Below are 20,838 nucleotides of genomic sequence, written 5' to 3'. Positions count from 1 at the left end.
CTGTTAAATATCAGTCTTATAAAGCACTACGCGCCAAAATTTTGAAATACTTTTAAGGCCTCGGTGTCGTAGGTTTGTTCACCCGTTAATTGATTGATGATGCATCCTGCTCGATAAGCACCCAGCCCCAAGTCTGGTGCCCCAACGCCATGAGTATGGACCTCTTGGTTTTGTACAAAAATCTTGCCATCGGTCGCGATGTCTTTTTGATGCGTCAGTACATATTTCAGTGCATAGTCTCTATCAATGACTGGCTGCTCAAACTCATCATGTGCGATGCTAGGCAGTAGCGTATTTAAGCACTCAGGCAGACCGTAACGATAGCCTGTACCAGCAATCACACAGTCATACTCAGCAGTAAAATCTTGATTCTGTTCACGCTGTCTACCTACCAGTTTTATGGTGTCTGTCGGCTCTGGCTCTTCTAGCATTGTTGTCAGCGTTGCCTCAACCACTTCACAGTTAGAGAGCAACGTCGAATACAAATCTTGATTGGTAATACTGCGCTCATAGAGACGATGATAAATACCATTTATGGTCTCAAAGCCCATGCCTTTATAGAGCAGATCTTGCTTGGCAGTGACTTGTGGCTTGGTTGCTGAGTCTAAATGATAAAAGTAATCTGTATAAGCTGGGCTAAAATGCTCTAAGCCTAATGGGGAGTATTCCATAGGAAAAAACCCTGCCGAGCGAGTCATCCAATCTAACTGAAACTTAGGATTGTCATCAGTGCTATCATCGCCATCAAACTGTTGATCGAATAAGGTCCGATATACCTCTGCTGAAGACTGCCCAGATCCCAACACCAATATTTTGGTCAGCTTGTCTTCTGTCTTAGTGCTATTCAGATCAAGGCTGTTCGACTTAAGACTATCTAAGTCAAAATTGTCTGCAAAATGGGCGGTGTGCATACAGCGGTTAGGCGCTTGTTTGGCAATGTCTTGCAACGATGGTGGTAGCGTGGCCTGTGTACCAGTGCCTATGACTAAGTTTTTAGCATGATAGGTGTTTTGAATGCCCTGCTCACAGACGGTCACCACAAACCCATCATTACTGTCGTTAAACGCCACATCAATCACTGCCGCATCAAAGCTCAAACTATCCAGCTGCTCTGCTACCCATTGGCAATAGTGGTTATACTCTTTACGATAAATTTTAAACTCTTCTAGAAAGTAAAACTTAAGCAATCGCTGCTGGGTATGCAAATAATTCAAAAAAGAATACGGACTGGTTGGGTCTATCATCGTCACCAAGTCTGCCATAAAAGGCACTTGCAGCGTAGTGTTTGGCAATATCATGCCTTTATGCCAATTAAACTCAGCCTTTTGCTCAAAAAACTTGGCGGTTACGTCGGTCTTTGTCAGTAATGCCGCCAAACTTAAGTTAAACGGCCCTACGCCAATCCCAATAATATCTAACACGGTCGCCCCTTAGTGATTTGGTAGTTACGTTAATTCTGCTGCTAGTTCTTGTCAAACCCCAACTTCTATTGTGTGCTTATCTTTGCCGTCACAATATGATTTGCTACATCACCATGGGGTTTGGGATATCGACATAAATAGACTGGGTCTCAACAGGTGCGGTCAGCTCATCGAGCGCATAGAGTCTGGTGAGTAGATTGCCCTTGAACGGCAATGTAGGGCTACGCAATAACAAGTCAAATAACGAACGATGCGGGTATTGTTGCTCTAAGGCCATTAAACACTCTTTAAACGTCGTGATTAATGTCTCCTCACTCACAAGCTGAGTACGAGCAATGGCAGTGATAAGACCAAATATACTGTTACCAACTAAATAATAGGCAAATCTTGAGTCGGCAAAGTCTTCTGGAATGACGCACTCTCCTTCGCTAATCAGCTCGGGGTAAGCATCAATGAGCGGCGTGGCATACTCTGCAATATAGCCAAATCCTTGATTGTCTCTGGCCCAAAATTTAGTAGGATAGCCGTCTTTTAGCTCGATGAGACTGTTCTGCTGATGTACCTCAAACCCAATACCATGCTGATAATACATATGAACCAGCGGTATAAAACCAACTTGTAAATAGGTATCAAACCACTGGATAGCCACCTGCTCTAAAGGTTCATCTGTCCGTTTATGGATAGACTTAAACAAGGTCTCTAAGCGATTGGTGAGACGGGTTGGATGGTCTTGGCTTAAGCTGGCAAGATTGGTGACTTGCGTATCCTCTGTGAAAGGATTGTCACGTAAGATACAGATGGTTTCATCAATGATTTTGCCGTCGACACGTAAGGCAATCCAAGCAGGGTCATTCAATACGGCAATCGTAGGATACTGAGTTTTGAGCTGAGTACCATAGTCGCTACGCCATATTCGGCAGGCATGCATACCGCGTTTGCATTCTTTGGGCAGGTTAATCCGCACAGAATTGGTAATCGCCACAGACAACGACAGTTTAAACATCCAAGGCGCATCAAAGGCAGACAGTGTGCGTACTGATGTCGTTGGATGCAGATGCCAACCAAGATCACCCAAATCAAACAATTGGCCTTGTTCTAGCAGCTTTTGATACCACGGCTGCTGCTGCAAAAACCTTGCTTGCCAAGGGTGCAATGGCAACAGCTTATAGTCGGGATGCTCATCCACAAGTTGCTGCTGATAGCCACTCATATCAGCTTGTATCTTTGATTTGATCGCTGTGGTAATACTATCGCCATCTACGAATTCTTCTGTAATACAGCTGGGATGCACTAACCAATAATGCAGCTGGGTTTTGCTACTGGTCTCGGGCGCATACTTCGCCCACTCGTCGCCATAAAATCCGGCACGACCTTTGGGTGTAGGGTGCATGGCATGACCGTAAATAAGGTTTTGCTCGGTTTGAATAAAGTCTTGCTGATAGTCAACGATGTCATCAATCTCATCATTGCGATGCTCTAAAATAATCTGTAGCCCTTCATAACTCTCAATCCAGCGTTTTAATACGCCATTGGCATCTAGCGTCGCTTTGTCTTTATAACGATGCACGATGTCTTCAATAATCAAAGATGCTAGGCTCATAGCAGAGGATTTTATCCATCGGCTGTTTTGCAAAGGGTCGTCCAGTTGCGTGTCTAATTTTGATTCTGATCGTATGCTTACCTGCTTATTCAATATAAGCGGCGTGCCCGAAAAACGATGTTGACCCAATTGGCTCACTCTGTCGACAGGTACGACCATTACCGTGTTCGAAGGCAATAGCATTAGCACTAATAGAGGCTTATTTTGTGAGGCCTGCTTCTGTATATCATCCTGCTGCTCTACGGCAATAATATCGCCGTGCCCAGTCTCAAAACAGTAAGCATTGATTAGATTTTGTAGTGTGAGACGATCAAGCGTTTTATGCTGCATCATGTTATTTCTTCCCATCAACGTGCAGGTTGTCAGAATTGAGTCGGTTAAAACCAGCAATAGCCATCTGCTCAATGATGTCGGAAATATCATTGATTTGGGTATTGGGATTTAGAATGGTGAATTTAAGGCAAAGGCGCTGTTCAAACTGGGTGGTGGCCACATTGGCGATGTTATTGACCAATAACGCTTGCGCAATGTGGCGATTGAGCTGTGCGAGTTGCTCATCAGATAACGCGGTATCTTTGGGTGTAAAGTAAAACAAAACACTGCTGATAATGGGCTCATGTACCAGTACAAAATTTTCATTTGCATCAATCAGCTGTGCCGCTTGCTTGGCGGTATCTAGACAGTTATCAATCAAGGCTGCATAGTCATCTGTTCCTAGTAAGTCCAGCGCCATCCACAGCTTTAAGGCATCGAAACGGCGTGTGGTCTGCAAAGAGTACGTGACTAAATTTAAGATATTGTCTTGTTCGTCATCAGCAGAGTTTAGATACTCACTATGATGGCGAATACTCTCAAAATTTCGATTGTCTCGTAAGAGAAAAGCGCCGCAGCTAATCGGTAAGAAGAAATGTTTGTGAAAATCTAAGGTAATAGAGTCAGCTTGATTCAACCCCTCAATCAAGTGTCGATAGCGCCGTGACAATAGCAACGCCCCGCCCCATGCTGCATCGACATGTAGCCATATCTGTTCATCACGGCAAATTTTGCCGATAGCCATTAGAGGATCAATCGCACCCAAATCCGTTGTGCCAGCGGTTGCGATGATGGCCATCACATTGTCAGCACCCAGCTTATCTATCTGATGTTGCAAGTCAGACATCAGCATGGCACCTGATGCATCGGTCGCTACTTTAATGACAGATTTTTGACCCAAACCTAGTAGCGCGGCGTTTTTTTCGATAGAAAAGTGCGCTTGATCTGAGCACAGGATTTTGCCGCTAGGCTGACCCAGCAGGCCGTCCTTTTGCACATCAACGCCCTTAGCCCTATAGAATTGATTGCGTGCCAGCAGTAGACCCATCAAATTACTTTGCGTACCACCACTGGTAAAGACACCACCAGCGTTACTGCCTGTTTGATTGTTAGCGCTGTCATTAAACTGACAACGTTGACACAGCCAATGGATTAAGTCTTTTTCGATATAGGTCGCTGCTGGGCTTTGGTTCCACGAGTCCATACTTTGGTTGGTGGCCGCGATAATCATCTCAGCAATCTGACCGATGACCAGTGTGGGTGGATGTAAGTGGGCTAAGCAATTCGCATTGGCCGTCGACACACAACTGGGTAAAAACTTGTTTTGAATATCAGCGAGTATCGTGTCGATGTCTCGGCCTTGCTCACGGATGCTAAAGGCGTTGGTCGCTTGCACTTGTTGCGGTGTGCCGCCCAAATAGACGTTATTGTCGTCTAGCCACTGTTTGATGACAGCGCTGGTTTTTTGCATATGCGTGACATATTGCTCACTGCTTTGCTGGTTTAATAAATGCAAAATGTCCTCACTTGTTTATTCTACGATGGTATAAATCGCAAATAAGTGACTTATTATTAGAGTCGTTATCAGAGTTTTTTATAAATGTGTGAATCATGCTAAAGCGCTGGCAAGACTATTGATTGTCTTCTAGCGCCATATCAAGCCTCTGCAAGACTTGCTGCAGCTCATCTTTGGTTATATTAAGGGGTGGTAATAGTCGGAGTACTGTGCCACCGCGCCCGCCTTTTTCAATCACCAATCCATGTTTAAAACACGCTTGTTGAATTTTGGCAGCCACATCACTGTCTGCTGGATAGCTACCGTCATTTTGTTTAGGTAAGCTGGGATTGACGATTTCTATGCCAATCATGAGACCACGCCCTCTGACTTGACCTATTTTCGGATAGCGCTGTTGGCGTAGCTTTAACTGCGCCATAAACCACGTGCCTATTTCTAAAACATAATCAGCAACGTCGTTGTCTTTTAAATAATTGAGAGTGGCAAGGCCAGTCGCCATGGCTAATTGGTTGCCTCTAAACGTGCCAGAATGATTGCCCGCCTGCCATACATCGTATTGTTTTTTGATACCCAATACCGCAAGTGGCAGACCACCACCGATTGCTTTTGACATCACAATCATATCGGGATCAATATCAGCGTATTGATAGGCGAACCAACGTCCTGTGCGGCAAAACCCTGTTTGCACTTCATCGATGATCAGCATAATGCCAAGCTCTTTTGTCACTCGGCGCACATGCTTCAGCCACTCTATTGGCGCAGGGTTGACACCGCCTTCTCCTTGTATGACTTCTAAAATGACCGCGGCCGGTTTTACCACACCGCTCTCTACATCTTTTAAGAAATTTTCAAAATAGCGCATATGGGCGTGGATACTTTGCTCAAAAGGCAAGCCAAACGCGCAGCGGTACATATTGGGATAAGGCAAGAATTGCACCGAGCTCATCAGACCTTCGATACCTTGTTTAGGTGCCAAGTTTCCCGTAACAGCCAGCGCGCCATGCGTCATGCCATGATAACCACCGCTGAAGCTAACTACACCTGAACGACCAGTGACTTGCTTTGCCAGTTTAATAGCCGCTTCTACCGCATCAGCACCCGTCGGGCCACAAAACTGCAAGCAATACTCATCGCTATTGGTAGCGAGCAGTTTGTACATGAACTCGCTGAATTTGTCTTTTAACGGGGTGGTAATGTCCAATGTATGCATCGGTAAATTACTGTCTAATAGCGCTTTAATGCTTTCTATGACTACGGGATGGTTGTGTCCAAGTGCCAGCGTGCCAGCACCTGATAGGCAGTCGATATACTCATTACCTTCAACATCGGTAATCCACGCCCCTTTAGCAGATTGAATCGCAAAGGGTAGCTTACGTGGATAACTACGAACCTTTGATTCAAATTTTTCTTGACGGTGTAAGTAGCATTCGTTATCAAGTGGTTTGTCTAAAAGGATCGTGTCCATAGCTTCAGCCTTGTTATTGTCAGTCGTCTTGGGTAAAAATTCAAAAGTAAATTTTGACACTTACTTCTTAAAATACTGTTTTCTTATATTGAATGATAATATAAATGATAATCATTATCTTTAATGCGGTGTAGTATCTACTACCTATGATTTGCTGTCAACCCAATTTATTGGTTTTTCGAGAGGTAAAAATAATAAAGAAAAGTGTTTGGGTGACCATCACAGACCGTCGACCGCTCAGTGACACACAGCCAATGAGCACAGACAGTTCTAAAACCATCTATGCTCGCTTGAATTATTTGCTAGTAGCTATTTAAAGGCTGGGCTACCTATTTACTGAGGCTGGCACCTTACGAATGAGCCATAAGAAGTAGCCACCACCGATAATGGCCGCAATCGTGCCCGCAGGCAGCTCATAAGGGAAAATAACATAACGGCCAGTCCAATCCGCTATCACCATCACGCCTGCCCCTAACAGTGCAGCTAATGGCAATTGCCGTTCAAGCTTTACAGCGCCTAGCGAAGTAGCCAAATGTGGCACCATCAAACCAATAAAACTCAATGGACCGACAGCAAGCGTGCTAGCCGTACTAAGCGCTGCCACCAATGCCAACAACGACAAAGTCACTGGCGTAACTGCCACACCTAGATTACGCGCCACACCTGTACCTAAGCCAAGGACACGTAAAGGCTTAATCAGTAGTAGACTGAGCACAAATAAGATAGCGGCAATGCCAATGAGATACCATACTGTACTGGGCTGGGCGCTATAAGTTGTCCCTGATAACCAACTGAGCATCGCTTCTAGACGCGGGTCTCCCGAGAGCTTGACCATATGCATCACCCCATCCATCATGGCGGCAATACCTATGCCTACTAACAGTAAATAACCTGAGCTGACCCTGCGCGCCAGCCAAATAATCAATAGCAGCACGGCCATCGCCCCTGACAGTCCTGAAACCAGCAACGTCCCTGCTCCCGCAGATAGCCCTAAACTTGGTAATAATAAAAACCCTAAAATCACCCCCAATGCGGCACCCGAGCTGACACCCAATACTTCAGGACTGGCCATGGGGTTACGCGTTAAAGTTTGCAGTAGCACGCCTGCAACTGCCAACATCAAGCCTGTGGCCGCAGCGCTCAAACTACGAGGCAAGCGGTACTGCTGCGTGAGCGCCCAGTCCGTACTGAGCCCCCAACCATTGATATCTTGCACAAACAGACAAGCCAGCAAGATAAGGGCGAGCACACCAGCGCCCCATCGCCAAAATGCAATGGAGGTATGCTTACCTGTAAGCATCGGCGTCACTGTCTCTATCCGCGCGCGGCGCTGACGTAAAATTAGCCAAATAATCAACGGTGCGCCTAAAATGCCTGTCATGGCACCAGCTGGAATCTGCATATCAAGTATCGGCTCAAGCAGTAATGCGACATTGCTGGTCAATAATAACAGCAGTGCTCCTAATCCAAAGGCAGTGGCCAAACGCTTACCAATAGCAGAGATGCCCAGCGCATTGACCAAACTTGCCGCACCAAGACCAATAAAACCAATTAAACCAACTTCACTAATCACTAAGGCGGTCACAACGGCGACAACAAGGACAACAAGTGCACGAATCCCATTAATAGGCACACCCAGACGTTTTGCCTGCGTGTCATCTAGGCTCATCAGCGTTAATGGCTTTAGTAATGGCAGACATGCGACCGCCATCAAAATAGCAGTGATGACTAGCGCGATACTGGTATGCCAGCTGTTTTGTGCCAAAAACCCAGCCGCCCACGACAGCATGCCATTGCTACGCTCAGCAAAAAACAACACCAGTACATTGGCCACTGCGGCCAGCAGAATATTGACCACCAAGCCGGCCAATATCAAAATCAATGGATTAAATCGACTGGGTGCTGATAAGGCAAATACCAGACCCATACTGATGATAGCCCCTACAAAGGCCACATAGAGTCCGCCATAGATAGCCAAGCTTGGCAAAAATAACGTGACGATAAGCATGGCCAACTGTGCACCCACGCCCACACCTAGCGTCGTATCGGATGCTAAGGGATTTTTTACCAATTGCTGTAGTAAAATACTGACCACGCCTAATAGCCCGCCAGCCAACAACGCCACTACGCTGGTCGCCACGATATGCAGCTGTACCGCCATACTGGCAATATCCAACTGCGAGCTTGGTATGAGCAAATCACTAATTGGGCGTGTCCACTGCTGATCTAGCAGTACCCAACTGCTCCATAATGACAAGGCCGCTAGTCCGATGAGCATGGCCCATAGTCGCCAAGACATACTGGCAAACAAAGAAGTCTGGGAATTGGGTTGATTGGGTGGCTGACTCAATGGTAATGATGACTGTTTTGACGACGTCAATGAAGATGACGGCAATAATGGTTTTGGAGTCGTTACGGTTTCAGAAGCTGATGTCATCGTATGAGCACTATCGGTGTTATTGTTGTGGTTGTTGTGAGTATTTGCATTGGCGCTCATAGTACATCCCCGCCTTTTAATGAAACGTCTGACAAGTTATTTGCTAGGCTTACCAATGACGACATACCGCCATAAATCCATACTGGTGGTAGCTCACCCACACAGCGGGTATTGCCATAACCTAAACGCTGCCAAATCAAGCTGTCATCAATTTCAGCTCTAGTGATTGGACTGAGTGGATCGATAATTAATAAACAAGTCTCATCATCTAATTGCGCCAAATCTCCCATTCGTATCGGCACAAATCCCCAATTATTGCCTTTGCCCAATACCACAAGCTCTTTACCCATCTGCTCTAACGCAGGTTGAAACAAGCTGTTTGCCACATACATACGCATATTGTTAGCATCCGAAAACTGCACCACCGCAAACTTTTTGACTCTTGGATAACGCTGCTGCAATTGCTGACTGGCCAGCTGTATGTCTTTCTGACTTTGTGCAATATAGTCTTCAGCCATCTTTGGGTTATCAATGAGTGCACCTAGCTCTCGAGTCGGTTCGGTATAGTCAGCCCACGTTGCCGTCTCTCCTTTTGCCGCAGACATCACAGATTCAGCAGGTACATCACCATATAAGTTACGTGCATGCTCATAAAAGTAATTGTCTATAACCATATCAACAGGCAGTTGGGCGATTAGCTCAGCGTTGGGCTGATAGCGGATACCCAAATCTACGGTTGATGATGGCAGTTTGGGACTACCAACCCATCTGTCCCAAACCCTTATATCACCTGTCGCAATTGGTGCATGCCCCATCGCTGTCAAAGTCGCCGCATTGCCCCAGTCAGGAGAGGCGATATTCATCCTATCTCTATCACTGTTTTCTGCTGCTGAGGTAGTGCTTGATGGTAATTCATCGAGCTGCTCGGTACTGTTTTGTGTGGACGTCTGGTTATTACAGGCCGTCAATACCAAGCACAATGAGAGCGCGAACCATTTCAGTGTTGTCAATGACGTCGATGATTGTTCTGTATAAAAAATGGGAGGCATAGAAGCATATCTTTGTAGGCGAGTTGAAAAAGGGAGCAAAAATAAGACGTTAAGCGACTGCCACAGGCTGTCCAGTAATGGGATGACTGAGCAGCTGCATATCGACATTAAAGATATCGCGTAGCACGGTAGGTTGCATGGTACTGGCGATATCGCCGTTGTGACATACTTGACCATTTTTCAGTGCGATGATTCGATCGGCATACTGCGCGGCCAAATTGATATCATGGATAATAATCACCACGCTCAAGCCTTGCTCATCGACCAAACGACGAATAAGCTGAATGACCTCGATTTGATAATGCATATCAAGGGCAGCAAGTGGCTCATCGAGCAATAGGTAACGGGTATCTTGTGCCAGACACATCGCAAGCCAAGCACGAGCGCGCTCACCGCCTGATAGTGTGGCAGTAATTCGATCAGCAAACGCTTCGGTTTGAGTCAATTTTAATGCTTGCGCGACTTTTTCTTTATCTATTTGGGTGGGCTTTTGTAGCCATTTTTGATGTGGGTAGCGTCCTAGCATGACCAGCTCACGCACCGTGAAGCCAGCCGCTTCTGGCAATTGCTGCGGTAGATATGCCATCTGCCGCGCCAACTCCTTGCTGCCATAGTCACTGATGCTGCGCTCGTCTAATGTGACATCACCACTACTACTTGCCATCTCGCCTGCCAATGCTTTAATCAAGGTTGATTTGCCAGACCCATTATGCCCAACCAAAGCCACTAATTGATTGGTATCAATATCACAGCTTACATTGTCTAATAGAGTATTTCCTTGACGGCTGATGGTCAGCTGGTTTGCACGTAGCATATAAGCACTCATTGTTGATAAAAGTAATATGTCATAAGAATGATGGTGTATCGATCATTGGTTATAGACCAATTTTTTGGAGACCAAAACACAATAAGAATTGATTTTACTCGTAAATGATAACAAAAACAATTATCATTAACTAAAAACTCATTCACTTTAATTTCAACGCTCTGTTGATTGCGAGTATTTATATGACTAACCAGCTTTTAGCTACTACAGAAAACGCCAACAACCAAAACAGCCAATACACCTCATTAAATGACCCTGAAATAGCCAATGTCGTCGCTCACATCAATGAAGAGCATCTCGATGAATTACTCGGATTTTTGAGTGTATTTACCTCACTATCTACAGCTGAATTGGATCACGTAGATGCACAGATAACTGATATTTATGCTGAAGGCATTACAATACAAACTCGCCAAAAAAATTCAAAGTATCAACCGGCGAACGCTCAAGATAACTCCCTCCATGACCAGAGTTTTTTTATTAATTTTGCCACACCTATCTCGCAGCTTGATGATTTACAAGCCCAATATATCTTGCTTAAACAAAGAGCAGATAAAAAACTGGGCAAAAAAACGATCAAACTGACCAAGCAAGTATTTGATGTGCACAACAGTTATAACGTCAGCAAAAACATGCTACGCCTTGAATTGAGCATGCCGTCATTAAATAGTGATACGCCATTAAATAATACCGCCAAATTAAGTAATACTAAGGGCGCAACAATCTCGACCTCAGTACCTACTAACGAAGCAGGTTACGCGTACTTGTTTGATTTAGAGCACAATGCAATGACGAATGCATTGATGACTGACAGCATTGATGCCAATAAAGCTGATGACAATGCGGTTAATGACAGTGAAAAAAATAACGTACGCCCTGCTCGTCCTCACTGTTATTACACCTTAAGAAAAGCATGGCATACCGATGATGGTATACGAGCATGGGTCGATGTTTTTTTACATGGGGATACGCCGGGCGGTAACTGGGCAGCAGCACTAAAAACAGGCGAGACCGTCGTTACAAAGCGAGAGTTTCCAGAAAAGGTGGAGCACTTGCGAGATGGTCAAGCGGTATTGATTGTTGATGAAACATCGATGCCAACGGCAGCACGACTGCTGGAGTTATGGAGCAACCCTACGCCACCATTAGTTATTTGTGTGACGCAAGATGCAGACGATCAAAGTTATTTTGATACGGTAAAAATGCGCAGTAGCCTTGATAGCATTAGTTATGACAACAGTAACATTGATTGCGATACCGAAACCCACGGCAATGACCACTTTACCATATTGCCTATAGTGACCAATCAAGCAAACTCAGGAGCAGAGTTAGCCGCATTGATTGACAGTACACTAGGTGATTATTTAACTGACAACCCTCTACAGATTGATAAAGTTTGGGGCGCACTAGAAGCAAATACTGCCAAAGCACTGCGCCCATTGTTGAGAGAGCGACTGGAACTCAGTCGTACCGATGTTGTGGTAAAAGTATATTGGCGTCACGATTAGTTTGCATAAATGACGTTATGTCTCTGACAATACCAGAGCGCTTTATTTTGATAGAAGAAGTCATAATAACTTTGCGCTAGTACTCTGCGCTTTGCACCATCAAAAAGTGTTTCAGATTAGAGAATCATTTATTAGAGAGTCACTTATTAGAGAAGCAGTTAGTGGTCTTTTAAATGGCTCTTGTTCCCACTGAGCTATTTAAATCTAACGCATTGAATTTGATGCCGTCCAAATTTGCACAGAACAGTACTATGACCCTGATTAAGTGATTCTGTGCAAGTACAGGAGCATGCGTTTTTACCTAAAGGCGCTCAAATCCTCTTTTATAGAATGCAAACCTTGATAAGCTTCTCCATATTTATGATGCTCACCAATCATTAATCGCCCGCACGCCAATTGAGATATAGCTTAGTCACTCTATCTCCACTATACTAGATTTATCCCCAAGGTTCACTTGGGGATAATTAAGACCTAAGTTGCTATAATAAATAGTTTTATTCAAATATCTGGTGATAATTAGTGTCCATACCAGTGTCCAATGATCTTTTTAGTTTATACAAAATATGACTTTTACCAGTCACCCTACTTTTCGAAAGTATATAGTCAGAGCACTTTTAAACCGCTAAGGTGTTACCCGTCCTAGATGTACTCAGTGTACTATCTGCGGTCGGTCGCCTTGTAGCGATTCTAAAATTCCTTGACTATATTATCAAACGAATTTATAAATATTTTGGACACATTCCACCTGCAACATTTACGGATATACATAATGGCTGTCAACACTATAAACGATATTAATAAACTTGAATGCCGAGATAAAGATTATTCAATCAGTATTTCAGGCACTTCTGGTCTAAGTGTTCGTATTTACCCAAATGGCAAAAAAGAATACTACCTTCGTTATTCGCATCCACATATCGACGGCAAACGACCTAGAATGATGCTTGGTAAGGTTGATGATATTAGCTTGTATGAGGTTAAGCATAAAGCCGAGTCCATACTCACTCTAGTCTCAAAAGGCTCTGACCCCAAAGCCATACAGCAACAAGAACAAGTTAATAAGTATGCTCACCTAAAAAATGCCACGTTTGCTGAGGTTGCACAGGCTTGGAGAGACCACAAGATAGGGAGTCGTCATCATAGTAAGGCTAAAAAGCCCTCGTTTAGTGAGTCGACCCTCAAATTTTGGGATTTGTGTCTAGGATATATGTGTCGTGAAATTGGTGACTTAAAAATGAATGATATCACCAGCGAGATTATTTTGGGTGTATGCGAGGCCATCCAAAACAATGAAAATCAAGCAACCTTTGTGGGCGCAAGTACCCGACTTTATACTGAAAAAGTATTTTCGTTCGCAGTAGCGCGAGGATTATGTGACAAAAATGTGGCGATGGACACGCGTGGTGAGCTTGCCCCAGCTAATTCAGGCAATCATTTGCCAGCCATCACTAAGCCTGATAAGTTTGCAATATTGTTACGAGACATGGACTCATTTAAAGGCGCAAGCGCCATTACGATAGAGGCAATGAATCTGCTGCCTTATGTGTTTGTGCGTAGTATCGATTTGCGATCTATGCGCTGGCAGGATATAGACTGGGACAATAAGCTATGGGCGTTCTCCCCTACCAAGGGCGAAGGTCGTGAGGACATGGTGTCGCACTTAGTCGTACCATTAGCGACACAAGTAATTGCACGTTTAAGAAACATACAGTCCATCACAGGTCATAAAGAGTACGTATTTGCATCGATGCGCGCCTCAAGCAATTCATATATTAGTAAAGCAACCCTAGTACAGATATTTCATCGGCTTGGATATAAGGATGTGCAATGCGCTCATGGGTTTCGGGCATCAGCCAAAACCTTGCTGATGGAGCAACCCGAACTGCGCTATTCGGACATCGTGACAGAGTTGCAGCTGGGCCATAGAATCAAAGACACGCATGGCGGTGCTTATAACCGGCTTGATGAGATCGATACCAGAGTGCAAATGATGCAGGATTGGGCCAATTATATAGATGGGCTACGGAATCATAAATCAGGTATAAACTTTAGCAAAACATGACAGAACGTACCTGTACGACCTATATGCACACTTAAAATGCATCGAATAACCTCGAATAACTTCGATAATCTCCGCATAATATGAATCGAATAGCATTGTTAATCACCGCATCCTCCTAAATACCTTACTAATGAATTTTTATGGCAAACTGACCACCAAAAAATGGGCAACGATAACTAAGTGTTCGGCTGATACGGCATTAAGAGACATTAATGACTTGGTAGAAAAAGGCATGTTAAAAAAATCTGATGCCTCAGGACGTAGTACGAGTTATGAGGTGATGCTGTGAATTTAGAATATTAATAAACAATTTTCTAAGGACGCTTCACAATTTGAGAAACGTTCAATTAGGGAGGATCTAGAGTATCAAGGCTCGCGGTCTATTATTAGTGGTTCTATTATACCAGTCTGTTTTAAGTAGTCTGTTAATAGGTTTGAAGGACGAAATCACTGGTTCCGCTAGGATATACTCTAATTAAAACCTCTTATCAGTTTTACTAAGTTATTTGATCAAGGTCTATGACCCAATTCTTTTTGAAATTTAAGCCAAGGTTCAATTTGCCCTTCAACGATACCTTCATAAGTTTCCCAATCATTTTTTAGAAAGTCGTAGAGTATAGGATGCATGCTATCATTCAGACCTGCTGATAAATCACCCGTTGTTAAGTCTAAATAACTGTCTTCTAACACCTCTATGTTATAGACCTCATTTTCCCTATATACTATTAAGCCTTGGTAAGTACTACAGCTTGCTAAATAATAAGTTTCAACTTTATTCTCACTATAGTTTTTACCTTCATAAACACTATATATGTATATGAAGTCACTATCATTCTTACTCAATGCTCTAATCATAATTTAAAATTCTACCCATCTGTTGAATTGAGCTATGCTTTCAATTTTTTAGTCACTAAGTTCATATCTAGAACTAGCAGTTCGATGCCTGTATAGGGAACCAAATTAGTTTAATAAGAGTTACTGTTATTGAATTGGTACATTGGGATAATCACAATGTACCCTTTGACGTACATACCGTGTCTATTAAGTTTTCAATATTCCTTTGTCATAGCCACTCTAACTGACGTTATCATAAGACACTATCTTTTTCTTAATTACTCTTTGATACTAGCCATAATGCAATCACATACTGTTTCTCAAAGCTAGATCTTTATTTTTCTAAAGACTTATTTAAGCAGAAATAAAATGACAGATATTATAGAAAAAATACAGTTTCTTAAAGAGACTTGGAGTCAACCGAAGAGGGCTAGCTACGACAACGAAAGCTACTCATTTGATCTAATTTGTATATTTAACAAAGGTTCTTTAGAGTCTGAAATTGTCAGCACCTTTAATTTAATAGGTATTGAAGAATTACCTTTCGAATATAAGCAGTTTTTATTAGCCAGTAATGGCGCTTTCTTATTTTTGGATAAAAAGTATAATCAGGCTGGATTAGATTTCTATAGTTTGGAAGATTTTGAAGCCAAAATAGGCTTTTGGTTATCGAGCTATAGGGCACATAGTCTAATTAAAGGCGATTTAATTATTGGTGAATTTCTTGGAGATAGTGATTTTGTAGTTTTGAGATGTGATAAGAAAGCTGATGATTATGGCGCTATTATTATTTCTCATCCATTTGATGAACGTAAAGATTGGTTCTACATAGAGGATGGTTTCTCAAAATTTTTATCAGATTTTATGAAAGCTGAAGGATACAAATATTGGGAATCAATTTAGCTTAGGTGCATTCCCTCTAAGTAAGTACACCACCATGTACACTGTGGGCATCTAAATAATTAATACCATTGGTATCATTAGCCCACAGCCGAAGATTCAAGTCCTCACTAGGATGCCGCCCTTGTTTCCATGAGATAAGTTATCTACAACTCCTCTCATTTTAACCTTCCGCACCTTTACTTCGTCATCACAGCAAGGCTTAGGAGTAATTTCTTGAAAGTATTATAGAAATACGCTTGACCTTACCATGATGTCAACCTATATGCTGTCACCATAGATTAAAAACAGAATTAAAAACGACAGAGGTTGTTATGAAAACAAAAAATACCAAAGCCCCTATCTATCAAGAAATACTGAGCATTGAAGGCATGAGTTGCGCCTCTTGTGTTGGGCGTATCGAAAAACAATTAAAAAATATTGAGCATGTTGAAAATGCTGAGGTAAACCTTGCCACTGAACAGGCGACTGTTTATTCATCTCAGCCTTTAGATGTTGCCCAATTAAACAAAGCAGTAGAGCGCGCAGGTTATAAGGTGACGGAAACCAAACCCATTGAGCTATCTATAGAAGGCATGAGCTGTGCCTCTTGCGTTGGACGAGTAGAAAAATCCTTGGCCAAAGTCGCTGGCGTGCAACAAGCTACTGTAAACCTTGCTACTGAACGCGCTTGGATTAAAGGCGACGCTCAAATACAAACGAGTGAATTGATTGAGGCCGTCAAAAAAGCGGGCTACGAGGCCAAACTGGTAGAACAAGACCAAAGTGATCGACAAGATAAGAAAGCCTCAGAGCAAAATAAGCTTAAACGAGACTTAGGGCTTTCTGCGCTGTTGTCACTGCCCGTATTCATTCTAGCAATGGGCTCACATATGATTCCCGCCTTTCATATGTGGGTGATGAATAACCTCGGCACTCAGCAAAGTTGGCTGATACAGTTTGTTTTGACCACATTGGTATTACTCTTTCCAGGTCGACGCTTTTATCAAAAAGGCGTGCCAGCCTTATTGCGTTTTGCGCCAGATATGAATTCGCTAGTGGCGATTGGTACTATCGCAGCGTATGGCTTTTCCCTCATAGCGACCTTTATCCCGCAAACGTTACCTGAAGGCACGGTGCACGTCTATTACGAAGCCGCTGCCATGATTGTGAGCTTGATATTATTAGGTCGTTATTTTGAAGCAAAGGCCAAAGGGCGTACTTCTCAAGCCATCCAGCATTTAGTGGGCATGCAGGCAAAAACGGCCCGTGTACAGCAAGATGGCAAAGTTATTGAAGTCCCTGTAGAAAACGTCACTGCAAAAATGATAGTTGAAATCCGCCCAGGCGAGCGTGTGCCTATCGATGGTGAAGTCGTGGACGGTCACAGTTATATTGATGAATCTATGATTACTGGTGAACCTGTCCCTGTGAAAAAACAAGGAGGCGATCAAGTGGTCGGCGGTACTATCAATCAAAATGGCACCGTGAATATTCGAGCAACGGCCATCGGTGAAGATTCTGTATTAGCACAAATCATTCGTATGGTAGAACAAGCCCAAGGCTCTAAATTACCGATTCAAGCATTGGTGGATAAAGTCACCATGTGGTTTGTACCAGCGGTGATGTTTTTATCAGCATTGACCTTTATAGTTTGGTTAATTTTTGGCCCTGACCCTGCCTTGACCTTTGGTTTAATCAATGCGGTTGCCGTACTCATTGTGGCCTGCCCTTGTGCAATGGGATTGGCCACCCCGACTTCAATTATGGTCGGTACGGGTCGTGGTGCAGAATTGGGTGTATTATTCCGTAAAGGTGAAGCGCTACAGATGCTTCAGGACGTGAGCGTGGTTGCCGTTGATAAAACAGGCACATTGACTGAAGGCAAACCTACGTTAACGGATTTCCAAGTCCAACAAGGGTTTGAGAAAGAACAAGTCTTACGTGTGGTGGCATCGGTTGAAGCAAAGTCTGAGCATCCAATTGCCTTAGCCATTGTTCAAGCCGCAGAACAACAGAATATTCAACTGCTTCCTATCACTGATTTTGAGGCGATGACTGGTCTAGGCATTCAAGCAAACGTGGCAGGACAAGTGATTCATATTGGCGCGGATCGTTATATGCAACAATTGGGGCTTGATGTTGCGCCTTTTGAACAAGATGCGCTACGTTTGGGTCAAGAAGGTAAAACCCCACTCTATGTATCGATTGATCAGAAATTGGCCGCTATCATCGCCGTTGCAGATCCTATTAAGGAGACGACTCATGCCGCCATTGCCGCACTACATCAGTTAGGCTTAAAAGTGGCCATGGTTACAGGCGATAATCGCCATACAGCCCAAGCGATTGCCGCAAAATTGAATATTGATCAGGTAGTGGCAGAAGTGTTGCCTGAAGGAAAAGTGGATGCAATACGCCAGTTGCAAGAACAATATGGTCGAGTGGCATTTGTTGGTGACGGTATCAATGATGCTCCTGCATTGGCTCAATCCGATGTTGGATTGGCCATTGGCACAGGCACAGACGTGGCGATTGAGGCGGCTGAAGTTGTGTTGATGTCAGGTAGCTTGCAAGGTGTGCCTACTGCGATTGCCTTGAGTAAGGCTACCATCAGCAATATCAGACAAAATCTAGCTTGGGCATTTATTTATAATGTCGCCTTGATTCCGATTGCCGCAGGTGTCTTGTATCCAGCCTTTGGTATCCTGCTCTCACCCATTTTTGCGGCAGGGGCCATGGCACTGTCTTCTGTGTTCGTATTGGGTAATGCGTTACGCCTCAAGTACTTTAGAGCATAGTCAGCGAACTACTAAACCGCTACAGAGTGAATGTAGAATCGTAAAGGATATCCATATAGGGTTTAAATACACAGGTTATTTAAACCCTTTTGTTATTTAAGTCCATTTTTAGCCCAGTTAGATGACTATCGATTGAATTGAGGACATGCCCTAGGAGGATAAATATGAATATTGGTCAAGCATCAAAGCAATCAGGTATCTCTACCAAAATGATTCGCTACTATGAGCAGATTGGCTTGCTAGAAACAGTGAATCGGTCGAATTCGGGTTATCGCCTGTATTCTAAAGACGATATAGACGACTTATGCTTTTTGAGACATTCTCGTGACTTGGGGTTCTCCTCCAAGCAAATGAAAGAGTTACTATATCTGCGCAAAAATGCCAACCGTCAGAGTGCAGATGTTAAGCAACTGACACGAGAGCATATCGAAACGTTGAACCAAAAAATCGCGCAATTGCAGGAGATGGTCAATTCGCTACAGAATTCTTTTGATCATTGCGCAGGCGATGATAATGCAGAGTGCGCTATTTTAGAAGATCTGCAACAGGGTCAATAAACCACGTTATATTTAAACCCTTCCGTGCCTTTTATTAATGTGATTTATCATATCGTCAACATGCCAGCCTAAAAAAGCAGACCGCTTGAAGCTGGGACATTATGGTCTTACCACACATTTTTCACTTTTATTCTTTCAACCAAAAAGTCCACAGCAGCTTTTACTTTTGGTACTAAGTAGCGCTGTTTTTGGTACAACAAATACACCGCCATATCAGCATGTTGGGTAATCGTTAATCTATGCTCAAAGTTTAGTTCTATCAGTTGTCCTGACTCAAGATATGACGCTAACGCCCATCGAGTTGACATTAAAACACCGTCACCATCACAAGCTTTTTTTGCCAGCCACGGCCCGTTATTTGAAATCGCTACCGCAGGCCCTGAGACATCATGCCACTGATCGTTCACATGACATAGCCAAGGCGTTGGCCCTGTTGGTGCTTTAAAATAAAGGCCTTTATGATCCGTTAATTCCATCACATGGCTAGGTATACCGCATTTTTTCAGATAACTAGGGGACGCAACCGGAATAAAGCCATTGTCCATCAGTCTTATTGCGAGTACTCGCTCATTTGGTGCGTAGCCACCGCGAATCGCAATATCGACATCATCACGCCCAAGCGTTGACAGCTCATCACTTAAACTGACATCCAATACAATCTCTGGGTACAACAGACTAAATTCATCTAATAAAGGTAGCAGTATTTTTTCACCAAAACCCACCATCGAGCTGATGCGCAAACGCCCCATTGGCGTTGTTTGGTAGCTGCGAACGGTTTCTTTGCTTTGTTCTAATTGGTTCAATATGTGCTGCATATCGTTGTAATACACTTGCCCGACTTCAGTCAGTTTAACCAGACGCGTCGAACGCTTCAGTAAAGTGGCGCCGAGGCTTTTCTCCAAATCGGACACTCGCCTCGATAGTGAGGATGGCGGCACATCGAACGCTTTTGCTGCTTGGGTGAAACTGCCGGTTTCGACGACTTTGCTGAAATAGCGTATTGCTCGTAATTGATCCAATTAACCTCTCCATCTCATCGCTATTTGACTATTCATTGATCGCTGCTTTTAAGTATTTTGGTCTTATTGTTGCTTAAAAAGCAATAGTGATTCATGTTTTCCCTTATATATAACCACATTAAAACCAGTAATAATGTGTTTAACTTAAAAATTACAATCCTTAGGGTCTGTTGAACATTCAAATGTGGAACTGGCAGTGGCTGTTTTTTAGACAATGCGCAGTGAAATTTTTGACGCCTAGTCATTCTAGGTTAGACAATTTCGCCATGTATTGGCAAAAAGTAGCCCTGCCCTGAAAGGCTGATACTAAAATCACCCCAAACGTTGTTGTAAACCTAGCTAAGGTCTCGACATTATCGTCGGTTTACGCCTAGTTTGTGGTAATTTTAGCAATCAGCAGTCCTAATATTTGGATGTTCAACAGACCCTACTTAGCATTGATATCTATTTGACGTTAATGCTGGGTTTTGCAGGGCATTATTAATATTGCTCAGAGTATAGTAAAATATCTTATTGATTCATTATAAACATAGAGCTGATGCATGAGTAATAGCC

The 20,838-nt window shown here is 43.5% G+C and carries 15 protein-coding genes; 6 read left to right on the top strand and 9 right to left on the bottom strand.

The genetic code is table 11. The annotated features are described in order from the left end of the window. Positions 1-26 precede the first annotated feature (26 nt). The 7 genes from RH96_RS03500 to RH96_RS03470 all read right to left on the bottom strand — a co-directional run bounded on the left by RH96_RS03500 (position 27) and on the right by RH96_RS03470 (position 10,614). On the bottom strand, positions 27-1,421 hold the full coding sequence (locus tag RH96_RS03500; RefSeq protein WP_010197378.1) for a lysine N(6)-hydroxylase/L-ornithine N(5)-oxygenase family protein: 1,395 nt from the start codon (positions 1,419-1,421) through the stop codon (positions 27-29). 103 nt (positions 1,422-1,524) lie between these two features. Then, complete coding sequence (locus RH96_RS03495; RefSeq protein WP_010197376.1) at positions 1,525-3,354, bottom strand: IucA/IucC family protein; 1,830 nt, start codon at positions 3,352-3,354, stop codon at positions 1,525-1,527. 1 nt (position 3,355) lies between these two features. Continuing rightward, the gene (locus RH96_RS03490) at positions 3,356-4,849 is read right to left on the bottom strand and encodes a pyridoxal phosphate-dependent decarboxylase family protein (protein WP_010197374.1); all 1,494 of its coding nucleotides are present in this window, start codon (positions 4,847-4,849) and stop codon (positions 3,356-3,358) included. A gap of 115 nt (positions 4,850-4,964) precedes the next feature. Beyond that, entirely contained in the window at positions 4,965-6,314 is a 1,350-nt protein-coding gene (locus RH96_RS03485) for a diaminobutyrate--2-oxoglutarate transaminase family protein (RefSeq protein WP_010197372.1), read from the bottom strand. Positions 6,315-6,639: 325 nt separating this feature from the next. Further along, entirely contained in the window at positions 6,640-8,811 is a 2,172-nt protein-coding gene (fhuB, locus tag RH96_RS03480; RefSeq protein WP_010197371.1) for a Fe(3+)-hydroxamate ABC transporter permease FhuB, read from the bottom strand. Next, positions 8,808-9,800: an ABC transporter substrate-binding protein gene (locus RH96_RS03475; RefSeq protein ID WP_010197369.1), complete on the bottom strand. Its 993-nt coding sequence runs from the start codon at positions 9,798-9,800 to the stop codon at positions 8,808-8,810. Before RH96_RS03475 ends, fhuB begins: the two co-directional genes overlap by 4 nt. 49 nt (positions 9,801-9,849) lie before the next feature. Beyond that, on the bottom strand, positions 9,850-10,614 hold the full coding sequence (locus RH96_RS03470; RefSeq protein WP_010197366.1) for an ABC transporter ATP-binding protein: 765 nt from the start codon (positions 10,612-10,614) through the stop codon (positions 9,850-9,852). Between the two features lie 194 nt (positions 10,615-10,808). Between RH96_RS03470 and RH96_RS03465 the strand changes: the two genes are divergently transcribed. The 3 genes from RH96_RS03465 (at position 10,809) to RH96_RS14730 (ending at position 14,485) form a co-directional block, all read left to right on the top strand. After that, the gene (locus RH96_RS03465; protein ID WP_010197358.1) at positions 10,809-12,134 is read left to right on the top strand and encodes a siderophore-interacting protein; all 1,326 of its coding nucleotides are present in this window, start codon (positions 10,809-10,811) and stop codon (positions 12,132-12,134) included. A gap of 769 nt (positions 12,135-12,903) precedes the next feature. Then, positions 12,904-14,196 carry a tyrosine-type recombinase/integrase gene (locus RH96_RS03460; RefSeq protein WP_010197356.1) on the top strand — a complete coding sequence of 431 codons (1,293 nt, stop codon included), beginning with the start codon at positions 12,904-12,906 and terminating at the stop codon, positions 14,194-14,196. A 130-nt stretch (positions 14,197-14,326) separates the two neighbouring features. Further along, positions 14,327-14,485: a hypothetical protein gene (locus RH96_RS14730; protein WP_010197354.1), complete on the top strand. Its 159-nt coding sequence runs from the start codon at positions 14,327-14,329 to the stop codon at positions 14,483-14,485. 221 nt (positions 14,486-14,706) lie between these two features. Here RH96_RS14730 and RH96_RS03455 read toward each other — a convergent pair whose 3' ends face one another. Continuing rightward, positions 14,707-15,039 (bottom strand): hypothetical protein, encoded by a 333-nt coding sequence (locus RH96_RS03455; protein WP_141629685.1) that lies wholly within the window; start codon positions 15,037-15,039, stop codon positions 14,707-14,709. Between the two features lie 360 nt (positions 15,040-15,399). On the opposite strand from RH96_RS03455, the gene RH96_RS03450 reads away from it, so the two are divergent. The 3 genes from RH96_RS03450 to cueR all read left to right on the top strand — a co-directional run bounded on the left by RH96_RS03450 (position 15,400) and on the right by cueR (position 19,264). Continuing rightward, positions 15,400-15,933, top strand: coding sequence for an SMI1/KNR4 family protein (locus RH96_RS03450; protein WP_010197349.1), 534 nt, complete (start codon positions 15,400-15,402; stop codon positions 15,931-15,933). A gap of 311 nt (positions 15,934-16,244) precedes the next feature. Continuing rightward, positions 16,245-18,707, top strand: a complete 2,463-nt coding sequence (locus RH96_RS03445) for a heavy metal translocating P-type ATPase (protein WP_010197346.1) — start codon at positions 16,245-16,247, stop codon at positions 18,705-18,707. 164 nt (positions 18,708-18,871) lie between these two features. Further along, positions 18,872-19,264, top strand: a complete 393-nt coding sequence (gene cueR / locus RH96_RS03440) for a Cu(I)-responsive transcriptional regulator (protein WP_010197345.1) — start codon at positions 18,872-18,874, stop codon at positions 19,262-19,264. A gap of 107 nt (positions 19,265-19,371) precedes the next feature. On the opposite strand, the gene RH96_RS03435 is transcribed toward cueR, so the two are convergent. Next, a complete protein-coding gene (locus RH96_RS03435; RefSeq protein WP_010197343.1) occupies positions 19,372-20,283 on the bottom strand; it encodes a LysR family transcriptional regulator in 912 nt (303 codons plus the stop codon). Positions 20,284-20,838 lie beyond the last annotated feature (555 nt).

Source organism: Psychrobacter sp. PAMC 21119 (genome assembly GCF_000247495.1).
Taxonomy (GTDB): domain Bacteria; phylum Pseudomonadota; class Gammaproteobacteria; order Pseudomonadales; family Moraxellaceae; genus Psychrobacter; species Psychrobacter glaciei.
The sequence above is the reverse complement of the archived record's forward strand: the minus strand, read 5'-3'. Positions and strand labels throughout refer to the sequence as shown.

What these genes read in the sequence shown, in the direction of transcription:
- RH96_RS03495 (WP_010197376.1), bottom strand. Translation starts at nt 3,354, where the DNA reads ATGATGCAGCATAAAACGCTTGATCGTCTCACACTACAAAATCTAATC.
- RH96_RS03485 (WP_010197372.1), bottom strand. Translation starts at nt 6,314, where the DNA reads ATGGACACGATCCTTTTAGACAAACCACTTGATAACGAATGCTACTTA.
- fhuB (WP_010197371.1), bottom strand. Translation starts at nt 8,811, where the DNA reads ATGAGCGCCAATGCAAATACTCACAACAACCACAACAATAACACCGAT.
- RH96_RS03475 (WP_010197369.1), bottom strand. Translation starts at nt 9,800, where the DNA reads ATGCCTCCCATTTTTTATACAGAACAATCATCGACGTCATTGACAACA.
- RH96_RS03470 (WP_010197366.1), bottom strand. Translation starts at nt 10,614, where the DNA reads ATGCTACGTGCAAACCAGCTGACCATCAGCCGTCAAGGAAATACTCTA.
- RH96_RS03465 (WP_010197358.1), top strand. Translation starts at nt 10,809, where the DNA reads ATGACTAACCAGCTTTTAGCTACTACAGAAAACGCCAACAACCAAAAC.
- RH96_RS03460 (WP_010197356.1), top strand. Translation starts at nt 12,904, where the DNA reads ATGGCTGTCAACACTATAAACGATATTAATAAACTTGAATGCCGAGAT.
- RH96_RS14730 (WP_010197354.1), top strand. Translation starts at nt 14,327, where the DNA reads ATGAATTTTTATGGCAAACTGACCACCAAAAAATGGGCAACGATAACT.
- RH96_RS03450 (WP_010197349.1), top strand. Translation starts at nt 15,400, where the DNA reads ATGACAGATATTATAGAAAAAATACAGTTTCTTAAAGAGACTTGGAGT.
- RH96_RS03445 (WP_010197346.1), top strand. Translation starts at nt 16,245, where the DNA reads ATGAAAACAAAAAATACCAAAGCCCCTATCTATCAAGAAATACTGAGC.
- cueR (WP_010197345.1), top strand. Translation starts at nt 18,872, where the DNA reads ATGAATATTGGTCAAGCATCAAAGCAATCAGGTATCTCTACCAAAATG.